Source organism: Pseudomonas sp. IPO3774 (assembly GCF_013386835.1).
GTDB lineage: Bacteria > Pseudomonadota > Gammaproteobacteria > Pseudomonadales > Pseudomonadaceae > Aquipseudomonas.
The window spans coordinates 15,273-29,760 of sequence record NZ_JACAQY010000007.1 but is presented as its reverse complement, the minus strand read 5'-3'; the positions used below and the strand labels follow the sequence as shown (position 1 = coordinate 29,760).

Annotated in this window: 15 protein-coding genes and 1 tRNA gene; 8 read left to right on the top strand and 8 right to left on the bottom strand. The window is 60.0% G+C overall.

What is annotated here, in order from left to right; genetic code table 11:
- Window positions 1-326: 326 nt before the first annotated feature.
- From ftsK to cysG, 6 genes are read left to right on the top strand one after another with little or no spacing between them, the layout of a single operon-like run.
- Window positions 327-2,735 (top strand): DNA translocase FtsK, encoded by a 2,409-nt coding sequence (ftsK, locus tag HYE77_RS03195; RefSeq protein ID WP_003219614.1) that lies wholly within the window; start codon window positions 327-329, stop codon window positions 2,733-2,735.
- A 57-nt stretch (window positions 2,736-2,792) separates the two neighbouring features.
- On the top strand, window positions 2,793-3,416 hold the full coding sequence (gene lolA / locus HYE77_RS03190) for an outer membrane lipoprotein chaperone LolA (protein WP_003219615.1): 624 nt from the start codon (window positions 2,793-2,795) through the stop codon (window positions 3,414-3,416).
- Between the two features lie 27 nt (window positions 3,417-3,443).
- The gene (locus HYE77_RS03185) at window positions 3,444-4,766 is read left to right on the top strand and encodes a replication-associated recombination protein A (RefSeq protein WP_177068394.1); all 1,323 of its coding nucleotides are present in this window, start codon (window positions 3,444-3,446) and stop codon (window positions 4,764-4,766) included.
- The gene (gene crcB, locus HYE77_RS03180) at window positions 4,766-5,140 is read left to right on the top strand and encodes a fluoride efflux transporter CrcB (protein ID WP_008431560.1); all 375 of its coding nucleotides are present in this window, start codon (window positions 4,766-4,768) and stop codon (window positions 5,138-5,140) included. Before HYE77_RS03185 ends, crcB begins: the two co-directional genes overlap by 1 nt.
- A gap of 16 nt (window positions 5,141-5,156) precedes the next feature.
- Complete coding sequence (serS, locus tag HYE77_RS03175) at window positions 5,157-6,437, top strand: serine--tRNA ligase (protein WP_177009159.1); 1,281 nt, start codon at window positions 5,157-5,159, stop codon at window positions 6,435-6,437.
- Complete coding sequence (gene cysG / locus HYE77_RS03170; RefSeq protein WP_003219620.1) at window positions 6,438-7,832, top strand: siroheme synthase CysG; 1,395 nt, start codon at window positions 6,438-6,440, stop codon at window positions 7,830-7,832. It abuts the gene before it with no gap.
- A gap of 130 nt (window positions 7,833-7,962) precedes the next feature.
- Here the strand turns inward: cysG and HYE77_RS03165 are convergent, their stop codons facing one another.
- From HYE77_RS03165 to HYE77_RS03135, 7 genes are all read right to left on the bottom strand, one after another.
- Window positions 7,963-8,958, bottom strand: a complete 996-nt coding sequence (locus tag HYE77_RS03165; protein ID WP_177068393.1) for a glutathione S-transferase family protein — start codon at window positions 8,956-8,958, stop codon at window positions 7,963-7,965.
- A gap of 89 nt (window positions 8,959-9,047) precedes the next feature.
- The gene (locus HYE77_RS03160; protein WP_087693048.1) at window positions 9,048-10,049 is read right to left on the bottom strand and encodes a glycosyl transferase family protein; all 1,002 of its coding nucleotides are present in this window, start codon (window positions 10,047-10,049) and stop codon (window positions 9,048-9,050) included.
- Window positions 10,046-10,381: a TusE/DsrC/DsvC family sulfur relay protein gene (locus tag HYE77_RS03155; RefSeq protein ID WP_177041787.1), complete on the bottom strand. Its 336-nt coding sequence runs from the start codon at window positions 10,379-10,381 to the stop codon at window positions 10,046-10,048. The genes HYE77_RS03160 and HYE77_RS03155 overlap by 4 nt, the downstream gene beginning before the upstream one ends.
- A complete protein-coding gene (gene tusB / locus HYE77_RS03150) occupies window positions 10,378-10,671 on the bottom strand; it encodes a sulfurtransferase complex subunit TusB (RefSeq protein WP_003219628.1) in 294 nt (97 codons plus the stop codon). The genes HYE77_RS03155 and tusB overlap by 4 nt, the downstream gene beginning before the upstream one ends.
- The gene (gene tusC, locus HYE77_RS03145; RefSeq protein WP_177068392.1) at window positions 10,671-11,021 is read right to left on the bottom strand and encodes a sulfurtransferase complex subunit TusC; all 351 of its coding nucleotides are present in this window, start codon (window positions 11,019-11,021) and stop codon (window positions 10,671-10,673) included. The genes tusB and tusC overlap by 1 nt, the downstream gene beginning before the upstream one ends.
- A gap of 1 nt (window position 11,022) precedes the next feature.
- Window positions 11,023-11,415: a sulfurtransferase complex subunit TusD gene (gene tusD / locus HYE77_RS03140; RefSeq protein WP_003219632.1), complete on the bottom strand. Its 393-nt coding sequence runs from the start codon at window positions 11,413-11,415 to the stop codon at window positions 11,023-11,025.
- An 89-nt stretch (window positions 11,416-11,504) separates the two neighbouring features.
- On the bottom strand, window positions 11,505-12,176 hold the full coding sequence (locus tag HYE77_RS03135) for a Bax inhibitor-1/YccA family protein (protein ID WP_003219636.1): 672 nt from the start codon (window positions 12,174-12,176) through the stop codon (window positions 11,505-11,507).
- A 152-nt stretch (window positions 12,177-12,328) separates the two neighbouring features.
- Between HYE77_RS03135 and HYE77_RS03130 the strand changes: the two genes are divergently transcribed.
- Window positions 12,329-12,419, top strand: a tRNA-Ser gene (locus HYE77_RS03130).
- 247 nt (window positions 12,420-12,666) lie between these two features.
- Here the strand turns inward: HYE77_RS03130 and HYE77_RS03125 are convergent.
- Window positions 12,667-13,578, bottom strand: a complete 912-nt coding sequence (locus HYE77_RS03125) for a bifunctional GNAT family N-acetyltransferase/nucleoside diphosphate kinase regulator (protein WP_008431545.1) — start codon at window positions 13,576-13,578, stop codon at window positions 12,667-12,669.
- A 362-nt stretch (window positions 13,579-13,940) separates the two neighbouring features.
- Here HYE77_RS03125 and HYE77_RS03120 point away from each other — a divergent pair, with 362 nt between their 5' ends.
- A complete protein-coding gene (locus tag HYE77_RS03120; protein WP_003219642.1) occupies window positions 13,941-14,399 on the top strand; it encodes an Hsp20 family protein in 459 nt (152 codons plus the stop codon).
- The last annotated feature ends 89 nt before the right edge of the window (window positions 14,400-14,488 follow it).

The window sequence follows — 14,488 nt, the reverse complement described above, 5'->3', positions numbered from 1 at the left end:
GTAATCGCGTACGTCGGTCGGCAAGCTAGCCTGGATTGGCAAAAACAGCTCATAAGCCTTTGTCAGTAAAGACAATGCATGCTCAAATTGAACGTTATGAAATTGAACATTGGCTATGCTGTGTAACGTAGGGCCAAGTGCGTGGCATCGCGCACACAAACCCGTACAATGCGGCCATTGGGGCGTTATCGCCGTTTCATGAATCAGTAGCAGGGTGTTAAAAGTAGCTCCACTGGCACTCGTTCATTTTTTACCTGCCCGGATTGGGCAGTGTTTTGCAGTCATTCAACAGATGGACGCGCTAAAGGCGCAGGAAAAGACCCGTTTTGAAGAAATCCGCCGCAACACCTAAAGCCGCAGTCGTGCCCGCCTGGCGCCAGCACCTGCACTACCGACTCAAGGAAGGTGCACTAATCGCCATCGGAGCGCTGTGCCTGTTCCTGATGATGGCCTTGCTTACCTATGGCAAGGACGATCCAGGCTGGAGCCACAACAGCAAGATCGAAGACGTGCAGAACTTCGGTGGTCCGGCCGGCTCCTACAGCGCCGACATCCTGTTCATGGTGCTGGGTTACTTCGCTTACATCTTCCCGTTGCTGCTGGCCATCAAGACCTGGCAGATCTTCCGCCAGCGTCACGAGCCGTGGCAATGGAGCGGCTGGCTGTTCTCCTGGCGCCTGATCGGCCTGGTGTTCCTGGTGTTGTCCGGCGCGGCCCTGGCCCATATCCATTTCCATGCACCTACCGGTCTGCCGGCCGGTGCCGGCGGCGCTCTGGGCGAAAGCCTCGGCGATCTGGCCCGCAGGACCCTGAATATCCAGGGCAGCACCCTGATGTTTATTGCGCTGTTCCTGTTCGGCCTCACCGTGTTTACCGACCTGTCCTGGTTCAAGGTCATGGACGTGACCGGCAAGATCACCCTCGACCTGCTCGAACTGTTCCAGGGCGCCGCGAATCGCTGGTGGTCGGCCCGGGTGGACCGCAAACGCATGGTTGCGCAACTGCGCGAGGTGGATACCCGCGTCAACGAGGTGGTAGCCCCGAGCACGCCGGACCGGCGTGAGCAGGCCAAGGTCAAGGAACGCCTGATCGAACGCGAGCAGGCCCTGACCAAGCACATGTCGGACCGCGAGAAGCAAGTGCCGCCGGTGATTGCCCCTGCGCCGCCGAAGGCCCCCGAGCCGAGCCACCGCGTGCAGAAAGAGAAACAGGCGCCGTTGTTTGTCGACAGCGCCGTGGAAGGCACCTTGCCGCCGATCTCGATTCTTGATCCTGCGGAAAAGAAACAGCTCAATTATTCCCCCGAATCCCTGGCGGCCGTCGGCCACCTGCTGGAAATCAAGCTCAAGGAATTCGGCGTCGAAGTCTCGGTGGATTCGATCCACCCGGGCCCGGTGATTACCCGCTACGAAATCCAGCCGGCTGCCGGCGTCAAGGTCAGCCGCATTTCCAACCTGGCCAAGGATCTGGCGCGTTCGCTGGCCGTGACCAGCGTGCGGGTGGTGGAAGTAATTCCGGGCAAGACCACCGTCGGTATCGAGATTCCCAACGAAGACCGGCAGATCGTGCGCTTCTCCGAAGTGCTGTCGACCCCGGAATACGACAACTTCAAGTCGCCGGTCACCCTGGCCCTGGGCCACGACATCGGCGGCAAGCCGGTGATCACCGACCTGGCGAAAATGCCTCACTTGCTGGTTGCCGGTACCACCGGTTCCGGTAAGTCGGTGGGTGTGAACGCGATGATCCTGTCGATCCTGTTCAAGTCGGGCCCGGATGACGCCAAGCTGATCATGATCGACCCGAAAATGCTTGAGCTGTCCATCTACGAAGGCATTCCACACCTGTTGTGCCCGGTGGTGACCGACATGAAGGATGCGGCCAACGCCCTGCGCTGGAGCGTTGCCGAGATGGAGCGGCGCTACAAGCTGATGGCGAAGATGGGTGTGCGTAACCTGTCGGGCTTCAACGCCAAGGTCAAGGAAGCCCAGGACGCCGGCACGCCGCTGACCGACCCGTTGTACAAGCGTGAAAGCATCCACGACGAAGCGCCGCTGTTGACCAAATTGCCGACCATCGTGGTGGTGGTCGACGAATTTGCCGACATGATGATGATCGTCGGCAAGAAGGTCGAAGAGCTGATCGCCCGTATCGCCCAGAAGGCGCGGGCCGCCGGGATCCACTTGATCCTCGCGACCCAGCGTCCGTCGGTGGACGTGATCACCGGCCTGATCAAGGCCAACATCCCGACCCGCATGGCGTTCCAGGTGTCGAGCAAGATCGATTCCCGGACCATCATCGACCAGGGCGGCGCCGAGCAACTGCTGGGCCACGGTGACATGCTCTACATGCCGCCGGGCACCAGTTTGCCGATCCGTGTCCACGGCGCGTTCGTCTCCGACGATGAGGTGCACCGTGTGGTGGAAGCCTGGAAACTGCGTGGCGCCCCGGAATACAACGACGACATCCTCGCCGGCGTCGAAGAGGCCGGCAGCGGCTTCGACGGTGGCAGCGGCGGTGGCGACGATGATGCCGAGACCGATGCGCTCTACGACGAAGCGGTGCAGTTCGTGCTTGAAAGCCGCCGCGCCTCGATCTCCGCCGTACAGCGCAAGCTGAAGATTGGCTACAACCGCGCTGCCCGCATGATCGAAGCCATGGAAATGGCCGGCGTGGTCACCTCGATGAACACCAACGGCTCGCGCGAAGTGATTGCGCCAGCGCAGATGCGTGACTGATTACGTGCCGCGTGGCAACACGCGGCACGCCTTGCAACCGAATCTAAGAGGACTCCCATGCGTCTTATCCGCATGCTGTTGTTGCCTGCATTGGCCCTGACTGCTGTTTCGGCTCATGCTGACCCGGCTTCCGTCGCCAGCCTGAAAAACCTGTTGGACAAATCCCAGACCCTGACCGCGCGCTTCTCCCAGCTCACGCTGGATGCCGGTGGCACCCAGTTGCAGGAAACCGCCGGCGAGATGGCTGTGCAGCGCCCAGGGCTGTTCTACTGGCACACAGAAGGCAAGGCCGAGCAGACCATCGTCTCTGACGGCCAAAAAGTCACCCTGTGGGACCCGGACCTGGAGCAGGCGACCATCAAGAAGCTCGACCCGCGCCTGAACCAGACGCCAGCGCTGTTGCTGTCGGGCGATGTGTCGAAGATCAACGACAGCTTCGACATTACCTCCAAGCAGACCAGCAACGTGATTGAATTCACCCTTAAGCCGAAATCCAAGGACACGCTCTTTGACACGCTGTCCCTGTCGTTTGGCAACGGCGTGATCAACAACATGCGTCTGATTGACAGCGTCGGCCAGCGCACCGATATCCTGTTCTCCGGGGTCAAGGCCAACCAGCCGGTACCGGCATCCAAGTTCAAGTTCGACATCCCGAAGGGTGCCGACGTGATCCAGGAATAAACTGCCCAGAGGTTTCAAACGCTGCCCATGGACCTGTTTCGAAGTGACCCGATTGCTCAGCCTCTGGCGGCGCGCCTGCGCTCGACCAACCTGGACGAGTACGTCGGGCAGGAACACCTGCTCGCCCGCGGCAAGCCTTTGCGCGAGGCCCTTGAGCAGGGTGCGCTGCACTCGATGATTTTCTGGGGGCCGCCGGGCGTGGGTAAAACCACCCTGGCGCGGCTCCTGGCAAAAGTCTCGGATGCACACTTCGAGACGGTCTCGGCGGTGCTGGCCGGGGTCAAGGAGATCCGCCAGGCGGTGGAAGTCGCCAAGCAGCAGGCCGGGCAGTACGGCAAGCGCACCATCCTGTTCGTCGACGAAGTGCATCGCTTCAACAAGTCGCAGCAGGATGCGTTCTTGCCGTATGTCGAAGACGGCACGCTGATCTTTATTGGTGCCACCACCGAAAACCCGTCTTTTGAACTGAACAATGCCTTGCTGTCCCGGGCGCGTGTCTATGTGCTCAAGAGCCTCGACGAAGCCGCGATGCAGAAGCTCTTGCAGCGTGCGCTGAACGAAGATAAGGGCCTGGGCAAGCGCCAGTTGAGTGTCAGTGAGGAAGGCTTCAAGATCCTGCTGACTGCTGCGGATGGCGACGGTCGACGTTTTCTCAATCTGCTGGAAAACGCTTCCGACCTGGCCGAGGATGGCAGCGAAATCGGCGTCGACTTGCTGCAGAGCCTGTTGGGCGACACCCGCCGGCGTTTCGACAAGGGCGGCGAAGCGTTCTACGACCAGATTTCCGCGTTGCACAAGTCTGTGCGCGGCTCAAACCCAGACGGCGCGCTGTACTGGTTTGCGCGGATGATCGACGGCGGTTGCGACCCGCTGTACCTGGCCCGGCGCGTGGTGCGCATGGCCAGTGAAGATATCGGCAATGCCGACCCGCGTGCGCTGAGCCTGTGCCTGGCCGCCTGGGAAGTGCAGGAACGCCTGGGCAGCCCGGAAGGCGAGTTGGCGGTGGCCCAGGCCATCACCTATCTGGCCTGCGCACCGAAGAGCAACGCGGTGTACATGGGCTTCAAGTCCGCCCTGCGTGCTGCCGCCGAGCATGGTTCCCTGGAAGTGCCGCTGCACTTGCGCAATGCGCCGACCAAGCTGATGAAGCAACTCGGCTACGGCGATGAATACCGCTACGCCCACGATGAGCCGGACGCCTATGCGGCTGGCGAAGATTACTTCCCGGATGACCTTGCGCCGCAGCCGTTCTACCAGCCGGTGCCCCGCGGCCTGGAGCTGAAGATCGGCGAAAAGCTCAATCACCTCGCCCAACTTGACCGGCTCAGTCCGAAACAGCGGAGAAAGTAGTGCTCAGAACGATTCTTGCCGTGTCCGTAGCCGGCATCGCTGGTACATTATTGCGTTTCGCCACCAGCACCTGGGTCAGCGCCAATTGGCCGAAGCATTTTTATGCGGCGACCCTGGCGGTCAACCTGGTGGGCTGTTTGATCATCGGCTTGTTGTACGGGTGGTTTCTGCTTCGCCCGGAAGTGCCGATTGAGATTCGTGCCGGCTTGATTGTCGGTTTTGTAGGCGGTCTGACGACCTTTTCATCCTTTTCACTGGACACGCTACGCCTGCTGGAAAGCGGGCAGGCACCGGTCGCCTTCGGGTACCTGGCCATCAGCGTGTTCGGCGGGCTGCTCGCCACTTGGGCTGGCCTGTCCTTGACCAAACTTTGATAAACGAGAGACCGACATGCTCGATTCCAAACTGTTACGTAGCAACCTTCAGGACGTAGCGGACCGCCTGGCATCCCGTGGCTTTGCCTTGGATGTTGCGCGCATCGAAGCGCTGGAAGAACAGCGCAAGACCGTCCAGACCCGCACCGAAGCACTGCAGGCTGAGCGTAATGCGCGTTCCAAATCCATCGGTCAGGCCAAGCAGCGCGGCGAAGACATCGCGCCGTTGATGGCGGACGTCGAGCGTATGGCTGGCGAGTTGGCTTCCGGCAAAGTCGAACTGGACGCGATCCAGACTGAGCTGGACTCGATCCTGCTGGGTATCCCGAACCTGCCACACGAGTCCGTGCCGATTGGCGAAGACGAAGACGGCAACGTCGAAGTCCGTCGCTGGGGCACGCCAAAAACCTTCGATTTCGAGATCAAGGACCACGTCGCCCTGGGCGAATTGACCGGTGGCCTGGACTTCGAGACAGCGGCCAAAATGTCCGGTGCGCGCTTTGCCTTGCTGCGTGGCCCGATTGCACGCATGCACCGCGCCCTGGCGCAGTTCATGATCAACCTGCACACCGGCGAGCACGGCTACGAAGAGGCTTACACCCCGTACCTGGTCCAGGCTCCGGCGCTTATGGGCACCAGCCAGCTGCCGAAATTCGAGGAAGACCTGTTCAAGATCAGCCGCGATGGCGAAGCCGACTTGTACCTGATCCCGACCGCCGAAGTGTCGCTGACCAATATCGTGGCCGGGGAAATCCTCGACGCCAAGCAGCTGCCGATCAAGTTTGTCGCCCACTCGCCGTGCTTTCGCAGCGAAGCCGGTGCATCGGGCCGCGACACCCGCGGCATGATTCGCCAGCACCAGTTCGACAAGGTCGAGATGGTGCAGGTTGTCGAGCCGTCGACTTCCATGGAAGCGCTGGAAGGCCTGACCGCCAACGCCGAACGCGTCCTGCAACTGCTGGAGCTGCCGTACCGCGTTCTGGCCCTGTGCACCGGCGACATGGGTTTCAGTGCCGTGAAGACTTACGACCTGGAAGTGTGGGTGCCGAGCCAGGACAAATACCGCGAGATTTCGTCGTGCTCCAACTGCGGTGATTTCCAGGCCCGTCGCATGCAGGCGCGTTTCCGTAACCCGGAAACCGGCAAGCCCGAGCTGGTCCACACCCTCAACGGTTCGGGCCTGGCAGTAGGCCGTACCCTGGTGGCCGTGCTGGAAAACTACCAGCAGGCTGACGGTTCGATCCGCGTGCCTGAAGTGCTCAAGCCGTACATGGCGGGCGTTGAGGTCATCGGCTAAATGGAATTTCTGCCGCTGTTTCATAACCTGCGCGGCAGTCGTGTGTTGGTCGTCGGTGGCGGGGAGATTGCCTTGCGCAAATCCCGGCTGCTGGCCGACGCCGGCGCGTTGTTGCGGGTGGTTGCTCCCCAGATTGAAGACCAGTTGCGTGAACTGGTGCAGGGCAGTGGCGGTGAACTGATTTTGCGTGGTTATCAGGAGGCCGACCTCGACGGTTGCACCCTGATCATCGCGGCGACCGACGACGAGCCGCTGAACGCGCAAGTGTCCAGCGATGCCCGGCGTCGTTGCGTACCGGTCAATGTGGTGGATGCGCCGGCCTTGTGCAGCGTGATCTTCCCGGCGATTGTCGACCGTTCGCCGTTGGTGATCGCAGTGTCCAGCGGCGGCGATGCGCCGGTGCTGGCACGCTTGATCCGCGCCAAGCTGGAAACCTGGATTCCGTCGACTTATGGCCAGTTGGCCGGGTTGGCGGCGCGGTTTCGCAGCCAGGTCAAAGGCTTGTTCCCGGATGTGCAGCAACGTCGCGCGTTCTGGGAAGATGTCTTCCAGGGCCCGATTGCTGATCGGCAACTGGCCGGGCAGGGCGATGAAGCCGAGCGTCTGCTGGTGGAGAAAATCAACGGCGCGCCGCCCCACGCACCGGGCGAAGTCTACCTGGTGGGCGCAGGCCCGGGTGATCCGGACCTGCTGACGTTCCGCGCCTTGCGCTTGATGCAACAGGCCGACGTGGTGCTGTACGACCGCCTGGTGGCGCCGGCGATTCTTGAATTGTGCCGTCGCGATGCCGAGCGGGTGTATGTCGGCAAGCGTCGCGCCGACCATGCGGTGCCGCAGGACCAGATCAACCAGCAACTGGTGGACCTGGCCAGGCAAGGCAAGCGCGTGCTGCGGCTCAAGGGTGGCGATCCGTTCATCTTTGGGCGTGGCGGTGAAGAGATCGAAGAGCTGGCGGCCCATGGCATCCCGTTCCAGGTGGTGCCGGGTATTACCGCGGCCAGTGGTTGCGCGGCGTATGCCGGTATTCCGCTGACCCACCGTGACTATGCGCAATCGGTTCGCTTCATTACCGGGCACTTGAAGGACGGGACTTCGGACCTGCCGTGGAGTGACTTGGTGGGCCCTTCGCAGACCCTGGTGTTCTACATGGGCTTGATCGGGTTGCCGATCATCTGCGAACAGCTGATCAAGCATGGTCGTTCGGCGGATACGCCGGCGGCGTTGATCCAGCAGGGCACCACGTCCAACCAGCGGGTGTTTACCGGCACCCTGGCTGACCTGCCACGCATGGTGGCGGAACATGAGGTTCATGCGCCGACACTGGTGATTGTGGGAGAAGTGGTGCAGTTGCGTGAGAAGCTGAAGTGGTTTGAAGGCGCTCAGTCGCAAGTCTGATAACCGCGACAGATGTTCAACTGTAGGAGCGAGCTTGCTCGCGAAAAACTCAAGGTCACCGCGTTCATTCAGCATGAGCGCGTTATCGTTGACGACCTTCGCGAGCAAGCTTGCTCCTACAGGGCTTGGATCAACTCCAAATCCCTTTCCCGCTCAACCGCTCCCGGTCATGCTCCGCCTCAAACGTCTGCAACGGCCCCTTCGGCACAATCCCCGTCGGATTAATCGTGCGGTGACTGGCGTAGTAATGCCCCTTGATGTGAGCAAAATCCACCGTCTCGGCAATCCCCGGCCACTGATACAACTCCCTTAGCCAGTTCGACAGGTTCGGATAATCCGCAATCCGTCGCAGGTTGCATTTGAAGTGGCTGTAGTACACCGCATCAAACCGAATCGCCGTGGTGAAAAGCCTTACATCGGCTTCAGTCAGGTATTCTCCCGCCAGGTAACGATGCTCACCCAAGTGCTGCTCAAGGTGATCCAGTTCGGCAAACACATCATCAAATGCGGCCTCATAAGCCTTTTGTGACGTGGCAAAGCCTGCGCGGTACACACCGTTGTTCACGGCGGGATAGATTCGATCGTTTAGTGCATCAATGGTCGAGCGCTGGGCTTCGGGATAGAAATCCAGTTGATTGCCGGTCAGTTCATTAAACGCACTGTTGAACATGCGAATAATCTCCGCCGACTCATTGCTGACAATCCGCTTGAGCTTCTTGTCCCACAACACCGGCACTGTGACCCGCCCGGTGTAGCTGGCGGTGTCGGCGATGTAGCGTTGGTGCATGAAGGTGAAGTCGTCAAGCTTGTCGCCGCTGGAGCCATGGGCCTTGTCGAAGGTCCAGCCGTTTTCCAGCATCAGCCAGCTGACCACCGACACGTCGATCAGGCTTTCCAAACCTTTGAGCTTGCGCAGGATCAATGTGCGGTGCGCCCAGGGGCAGGCGAGGGATACGTATAAATGGTAACGACCGGCTTCAGCCGCGAAACCGCCTTCGCCGGTCGGGCCGGGTTCACCATCGGCGGTCACCCAGTTGCGGCGTTGCGCCTGCTCCCGTTGGAAGGCGCCGTCTGCGCTACTTTCGTACCACTGGTCATGCCAGCGTCCTTCGATCAGCAAACCCATGACTGACTCCTTGGCTAATAAGCGTTGGAGTGCAGTCTAAAGGTCTGAGTTCGAACAAAAAGCGCAAAGGCTGGGGGGTTAATGATCGACTAAATCGATTTGTCCCGGGCATCCCAGTACTGCTGGGCCAGTTCGAACGCCTGTTCCCGCGGGTGGCCGAGGCCGCGCAAGGCCAGGGCCATGGTGGCGATCAGTGCCAGTTGCGGGTAGCTGTCCTGCACCTCACCGCGCCATAGCGCCTTCAAATGCTCGGGCTCCAGGGCCGCAGGCTTGACGTGACGCTGGGCGGAGAGGGCGGGCCACTCTTCATCCCAGCTCTCGCCGCCGGTAGTGCCGTACAGGTGGCTGATGGTGTCCGGGTTGATCTCGATCTCGCCGCCGTCGCCCTTGACCACGATGCTGTTGTCGCCAAGCAGGCCGCTGGCATCGCGGTGTACGCCCTGGTAGCCCGGGTGGAAGATGCTTTGCAGGCCGCAGCGGGCGCTCAACGGGTTGAGGATGCGCGCCAGTGAATGGATCGGCGAGCGCAGGCCCAGGGTGTTGCGCAGGTCGATCATGCGCTGCAGTTGCGGCGCCCAGTCCCCCAGGGGAATAAACGCCAGGTTGCCCTGTTCAAGGGCCGCCTCCACCTGTTGCCAATTGCGGCACAACGGAATCTGCAAGCCATCCAGCAACTGCTCGGTGTAGAGCCGGCCTGCCGTATGCGCGCCGCCGCCGTGCATCAGGATACGCACGCCGTTCTGTGCCAGGCACTTGGCTGCCAGCAGGTACCACGGCAGGTGGCGTTTTTTACCGGCGTAGGTCGGCCAGTCGACATCCACATTGAGCGACGGTGCATTCAGGCGCTCGCGCACGGCTTCGGTGAAGCCTGCGAGTTCTTCCGGGCTTTCTTCCTTGTGCCGCAGCAGCATGAGGAAGGCGCCGAGCTGGGTGTCTTCGACCTTCTCGTCCAGCAGCATGCCCATGGCTTCCCGGGCTTCCTCACGGGTGAGGTTGCGGGCGCCGCGCTTGCCTTTGCCGAGGATGCGCACGAACGGCGCGAACGGATGCTCGGCAGGGGTTTCAGTGATCAACGGGGCAAAATCAGTCATAAGCAATTCGTCGGCCTGGGCAGGCCCGCCAGCTTGGCGGCGAGTTTGGCGGGAGTGCCTTTGAACAGTCGGTTGAGGTGCAGGCTGTTGCCCTTTTCCGGGCCCAGCTTCAAGGCGGTGTACTTGATCAGCGGGCGGGTGGCGGGCGACAGCTGGAATTCGGTATAAAAGCCGCGCAGCAGTTCGAGGATTTCCCAGTGTTCCGGGGTCAGCTCCAGCTCCTCGGTAGTGGCGAGGGCGTTGGCCACGTCGCTGGACCACTCGGTCAGGTCGACGAGGTAGCCGTCCTTGTCCAGTTCGAGGGTGCGTTCACCTACGGTCAAAGTGTTCATAGCCAGGTGTTGACCTTGTCATAGTCGATCGACAGCTGGACGAACGCCGGGTAATCGACACTGCCGGCCCATTCAGGCACGGCGAGGTTACGCGCCTGGCTGTCTTCGGCCAGTACAAACACTTTCACGCCCCTGGCCTGCAGGGCCTGGCAAGGCGCGCTGGCGGGTTGCAGGGCGTAGGCGCCGTCGCCGCACAGCAGGATCGCATCCTGGGTGCCACAGAGGCGCAGGCAGCTGTCCAGCCGGCTGTCGGTAAAAGGCGAGTGGGATACCACATGCAAGGTCGACATCAGAGGGTAATCACCTGGTCGTAACGGTCAATCATCTGTGAAATTTGTTCACTGCTCAGCGGCTGTGCGTTGCCGGAGGTGGCCAGCCCGCGCACGCCGAGGCTATGGCTGCAGGCAAACACCTCTTCGACGCCAAATAATTCCAGGGCCTGGAGGTTGGCGCTCAGGTCTTTCTGTTGCACGGCCCTGGCGTCCTGGCTCGCGGCCAGTTGAAACACGCCGTCATCCAGAAACAACAGGCCAATCGGCAAATCAAACGCGCCGCCAGCCAATACGATATCCAGCGCTTCACGGGCGCCGGGGCCGGACCACGGCGCCTGTCGGCTGATCACCAGCAAGGATTTCGACATGTCACGGCCCTCCGAAGCAGATCAAGCGGTCAGCGGACTGGGCGGCGTCATGCAACTGCCCAAGCCCGGACAATGCCCAAGGCGCGTCCAGGTTCACCGCGCTGCGCTGATAACGGGTGGCCTCTTCGGCATTCAGCACGCCACGGCGCAGGGCCGCGGCGATGCACACCACGCCATCGAGCTGATGCTCGCTGACAAACTCGCGCCACTGACGGGCGATATCCTGCTCATCCTGCGGCGCAACAATGTTAGTGGACGCGCTGTAGACGCCATCCTGATAAAAAAACAGCCGCACAATCTCATGTCCACCCGCCAGCGCCGCCTGGGCGAACAGCAAGGCACGGCGCGAGGAGGGCGCATGGGCGGCGGAAAAAAGCGCAATCGCGAACTTCATGGAACACTCTGAAGGCAAAACCTGTGGCAATGATAAAGCCGCAGGCAACAAAAAGCCCGCCGAAGCGGGCTTTTTGCGTGCGGCTGCGATCAGTCGTCGCGGCCCATGATGCCGAAGATCTGCAACAGGCTGATAAACAGGTTGTAGATCGATACATACAGGCTGATGGTGGCCATGATGTAGTTACGCTCGCCACCCTGGATGATTGCGCTGGTCTGGAACAGGATGCAGGCCGAGGAGAACAGCACGAAACCTGCGCTGATCGCCAGTTGCAGGCCGCTGATCTGGAAGAACATGCCTGCCAGTACGGCAGCCAGCAACACGAAGAAACCGGCGGTGATGAAACCACCCAGGAAGCTCATGTCCTTGCGGGAGATCAGCACATAGGCCGACAGGCCGCCAAATACCAGGGCAGTCATGGCAAATGCCGAGCTGACCACTTCCGCGCCGCCGGCCATGCCGAGGTAGCGGTTAAGGATCGGGCCGAGGATAAAGCCCATGAAACCGGTCAGGGCAAACGCCGACACCAGGCCCCAGGCCGAGTCGCGCAGCTTGTTGGTCAGGAAGAACAGACCGTAGAAGCCGATCAGCACGACGAAGATATTCGGGTAGCCGACGCGCATTTGCTGGGCTACGAAGGCCATCACGCCGCTGAACGCGAGGGTGAGAGCGAGCAAGCCGTACGTATTGCGCAGGACGCGGCTAACTTCTAGCTGCTCAGCCTGCGCGTTTCCATTCACTGCGTAATTTTGTTCGCGCATGGCGACACTCCTTCAGTTTTGAAACATTCAGTCGCAAGGATCATAACAGACGCTCTGTAACAAGCTATGGCGAGAGTTTGACAGTGTGTTTCATTCGGGTATTATGGCGCCCGCTGAGACAGGATGGGCTATGCTAATCCTGTGTTGCACAAGGGAAATTGGCAGAGTGGTTGAATGCACCGGTCTTGAAAACCGGCGGACGTTAATAGCGTCTCCAGGGTTCGAATCCCTGGTTTCCCGCCAAGATTTACTCAAGAGCCCCGCTATTGCGGGGCTTTTGCGTTTCTGGGGTTCAGGAATACACCTCCAATCGTTTCCGCATCATTTCAGGCAGTTTTCGCAACTCTGCAAAAAGTGGGCGTCAACGGGTAGGGTTCACTATTTCACCCACGCGCCGATAACCGTCTCGGTTATCAGTTCACGCTGGAGAAGTCAGGCACCCAAGCCGGGCGCGCTGACTGGCGTGATTCGTTACTGAGAAAAGGCGCAATTACAGGTGGAAGTCGCCCGCAGCCTCCGGCTGGTAAAGCACTTTCTTGATCTCAATCCGGCGGGTCCGGTCAGCAATTCGCCAGTCGATGGCGTCTCCCTCCTGATAGCCAAGGATGGCGGTGCCTATGTCGGAATACACGGAATGCTTTGCTGCGTTGCTGTCCGCGTCTTCAGGGTAGACCAAGGCCACTTCGAACTCTTCATCGTCCAGTTGCAGCAAGGCCCTGGAGTTCATCGTGATGACATTGCACGCCACCTGCTGCGGCTTGACGACAATGGCCCGCTCAAGCTCATGTTCGAGTTCAACAACCGCCGGGCCTTGCTCGAACGCGATCAGATCCTCGAGCCTGGCCTTGTCGATTTCAGTGATGTAGATCCTGGTGGAGTCGCCACCGGCGCCTTCGCGCAAGAACTGGAAATAGCTCGCAGCCGTCATGGAAAATGACGTCAATGTCGGCGTTTCGCTCTCCAGCATAAAGCCGCTGCGCAGAAAGGCTTTCAGCGAGCGCGAGTTGTCCGGGTGAATCTTGGCGATGAGCTTCTCGGCCCGCATGTCGAGGAAGGCCAGTTTCATGCCTTCGCGGATCGTGCTGGCGCCCAGGTTTCGGCCCCATTTGTCGCTGTCTCCGATGACCAGGACAATCTCGCAATTTGAGCCGGTCTTGATGAGACGGACAAAGCCCACCGGGGCGTCATGCCGGTCATAGGCCATAAAGAATCTGCCGCCCTGGTTGAATAGATGAGTCAGGATCGGCAACTGAGTCCGATCAATGACTTGCTCAATGGAGCGGGAGACATGACGCGAATCGCTCAGGTAGCAGGTGATGCGTTCATCCTCTAACCAATCCACCAACGTCAGCGCGTGCGCCCGCGTAATTTCAGGGCACAGCGAAATGAAAGGCTTGTTCATCTTGACCACACTTATTTGTAAAGGATTGAAGCCCTTCATGGATATGTCATGGCGGTTCTTCGGCAACCGGATATTTTAAGACATGCCGCGAGTAATGGCGAACATGCCAGAGAGTTCCAAGAAGCCACCGCTTGCTGAACCCGACCCAGGCAAGCACTCAAGAGAAAGGTGGGCTGACTACGCATCGCAGCCTGAGGGCGGCCTGTCTATCCAACCGAGCAAGCCGTTCCCGGCTGGTACTCAAATGTAAAAATTTTTATCTGGCCTCTTGAAAATTTTCCCGGCGAACATAAATTTTTATCACGCGACGCCGAATGCGGGTCGCGCACTTAATCACTTGGATTTAATCAGGAGATTTTGAGATGGCTACTACCCTTTCCTTGGCCCCTTTGTTCCGTCAATCCGTGGGCTTCGATCGCTTCAATGACCTGTTCGAGTCGGCGCTTCGCAGCGAGGCTCCGAACACTTATCCGCCTCACAATGTGGAAAAGCACGGTGATGACGAATATCGCATTGTCATTGCTGTCGCTGGGCTTACTGAAGCGGATCTGGATATACAGGTCGAGAAGGGCGTTTTGACAGTCGTTGGCGACAAGCGCGAAACCGAGAAAGCAGTCACTTATCTGCACCAGGGCATCGCGCAACGAGCATTTCGGCTGTCGTTCCGGCTGGCAGATCATATCGAGGTGCGCGGTGCTTCGATGAACAACGGGCTGTTAAGCATCGACTTGCTGCGCGTGGTTCCTGAAGAGGCCAAGCCCAAGCGCATCACGATTGGTAGCGGGAAAGAGCCCGAACTGCGTCAGGTTAGTTTGCAGTAAGTCAGCGGTAACAAAAAAGGCGCTCTTGGTAGCGCCTTTTTTTGTGTGTGGAATCAAAACGCCTACCGATCAATACCTGGCTACGCAGA

Coding starts and splice junctions, on each gene's coding strand:
- lolA (WP_003219615.1), top strand. CDS start 2,793: ATGCGTCTTATCCGCATGCTGTTGTTGCCTGCATTGGCCCTGACTGCT.
- HYE77_RS03185 (WP_177068394.1), top strand. CDS start 3,444: ATGGACCTGTTTCGAAGTGACCCGATTGCTCAGCCTCTGGCGGCGCGC.
- serS (WP_177009159.1), top strand. CDS start 5,157: ATGCTCGATTCCAAACTGTTACGTAGCAACCTTCAGGACGTAGCGGAC.
- cysG (WP_003219620.1), top strand. CDS start 6,438: ATGGAATTTCTGCCGCTGTTTCATAACCTGCGCGGCAGTCGTGTGTTG.
- HYE77_RS03165 (WP_177068393.1), bottom strand. CDS start 8,958: ATGGGTTTGCTGATCGAAGGACGCTGGCATGACCAGTGGTACGAAAGT.
- HYE77_RS03160 (WP_087693048.1), bottom strand. CDS start 10,049: ATGACTGATTTTGCCCCGTTGATCACTGAAACCCCTGCCGAGCATCCG.
- HYE77_RS03155 (WP_177041787.1), bottom strand. CDS start 10,381: ATGAACACTTTGACCGTAGGTGAACGCACCCTCGAACTGGACAAGGAC.
- tusB (WP_003219628.1), bottom strand. CDS start 10,671: ATGTCGACCTTGCATGTGGTATCCCACTCGCCTTTTACCGACAGCCGG.
- tusC (WP_177068392.1), bottom strand. CDS start 11,021: ATGTCGAAATCCTTGCTGGTGATCAGCCGACAGGCGCCGTGGTCCGGC.
- tusD (WP_003219632.1), bottom strand. CDS start 11,415: ATGAAGTTCGCGATTGCGCTTTTTTCCGCCGCCCATGCGCCCTCCTCG.
- HYE77_RS03135 (WP_003219636.1), bottom strand. CDS start 12,176: ATGCGCGAACAAAATTACGCAGTGAATGGAAACGCGCAGGCTGAGCAG.
- HYE77_RS03125 (WP_008431545.1), bottom strand. CDS start 13,578: ATGAACAAGCCTTTCATTTCGCTGTGCCCTGAAATTACGCGGGCGCAC.
- HYE77_RS03120 (WP_003219642.1), top strand. CDS start 13,941: ATGGCTACTACCCTTTCCTTGGCCCCTTTGTTCCGTCAATCCGTGGGC.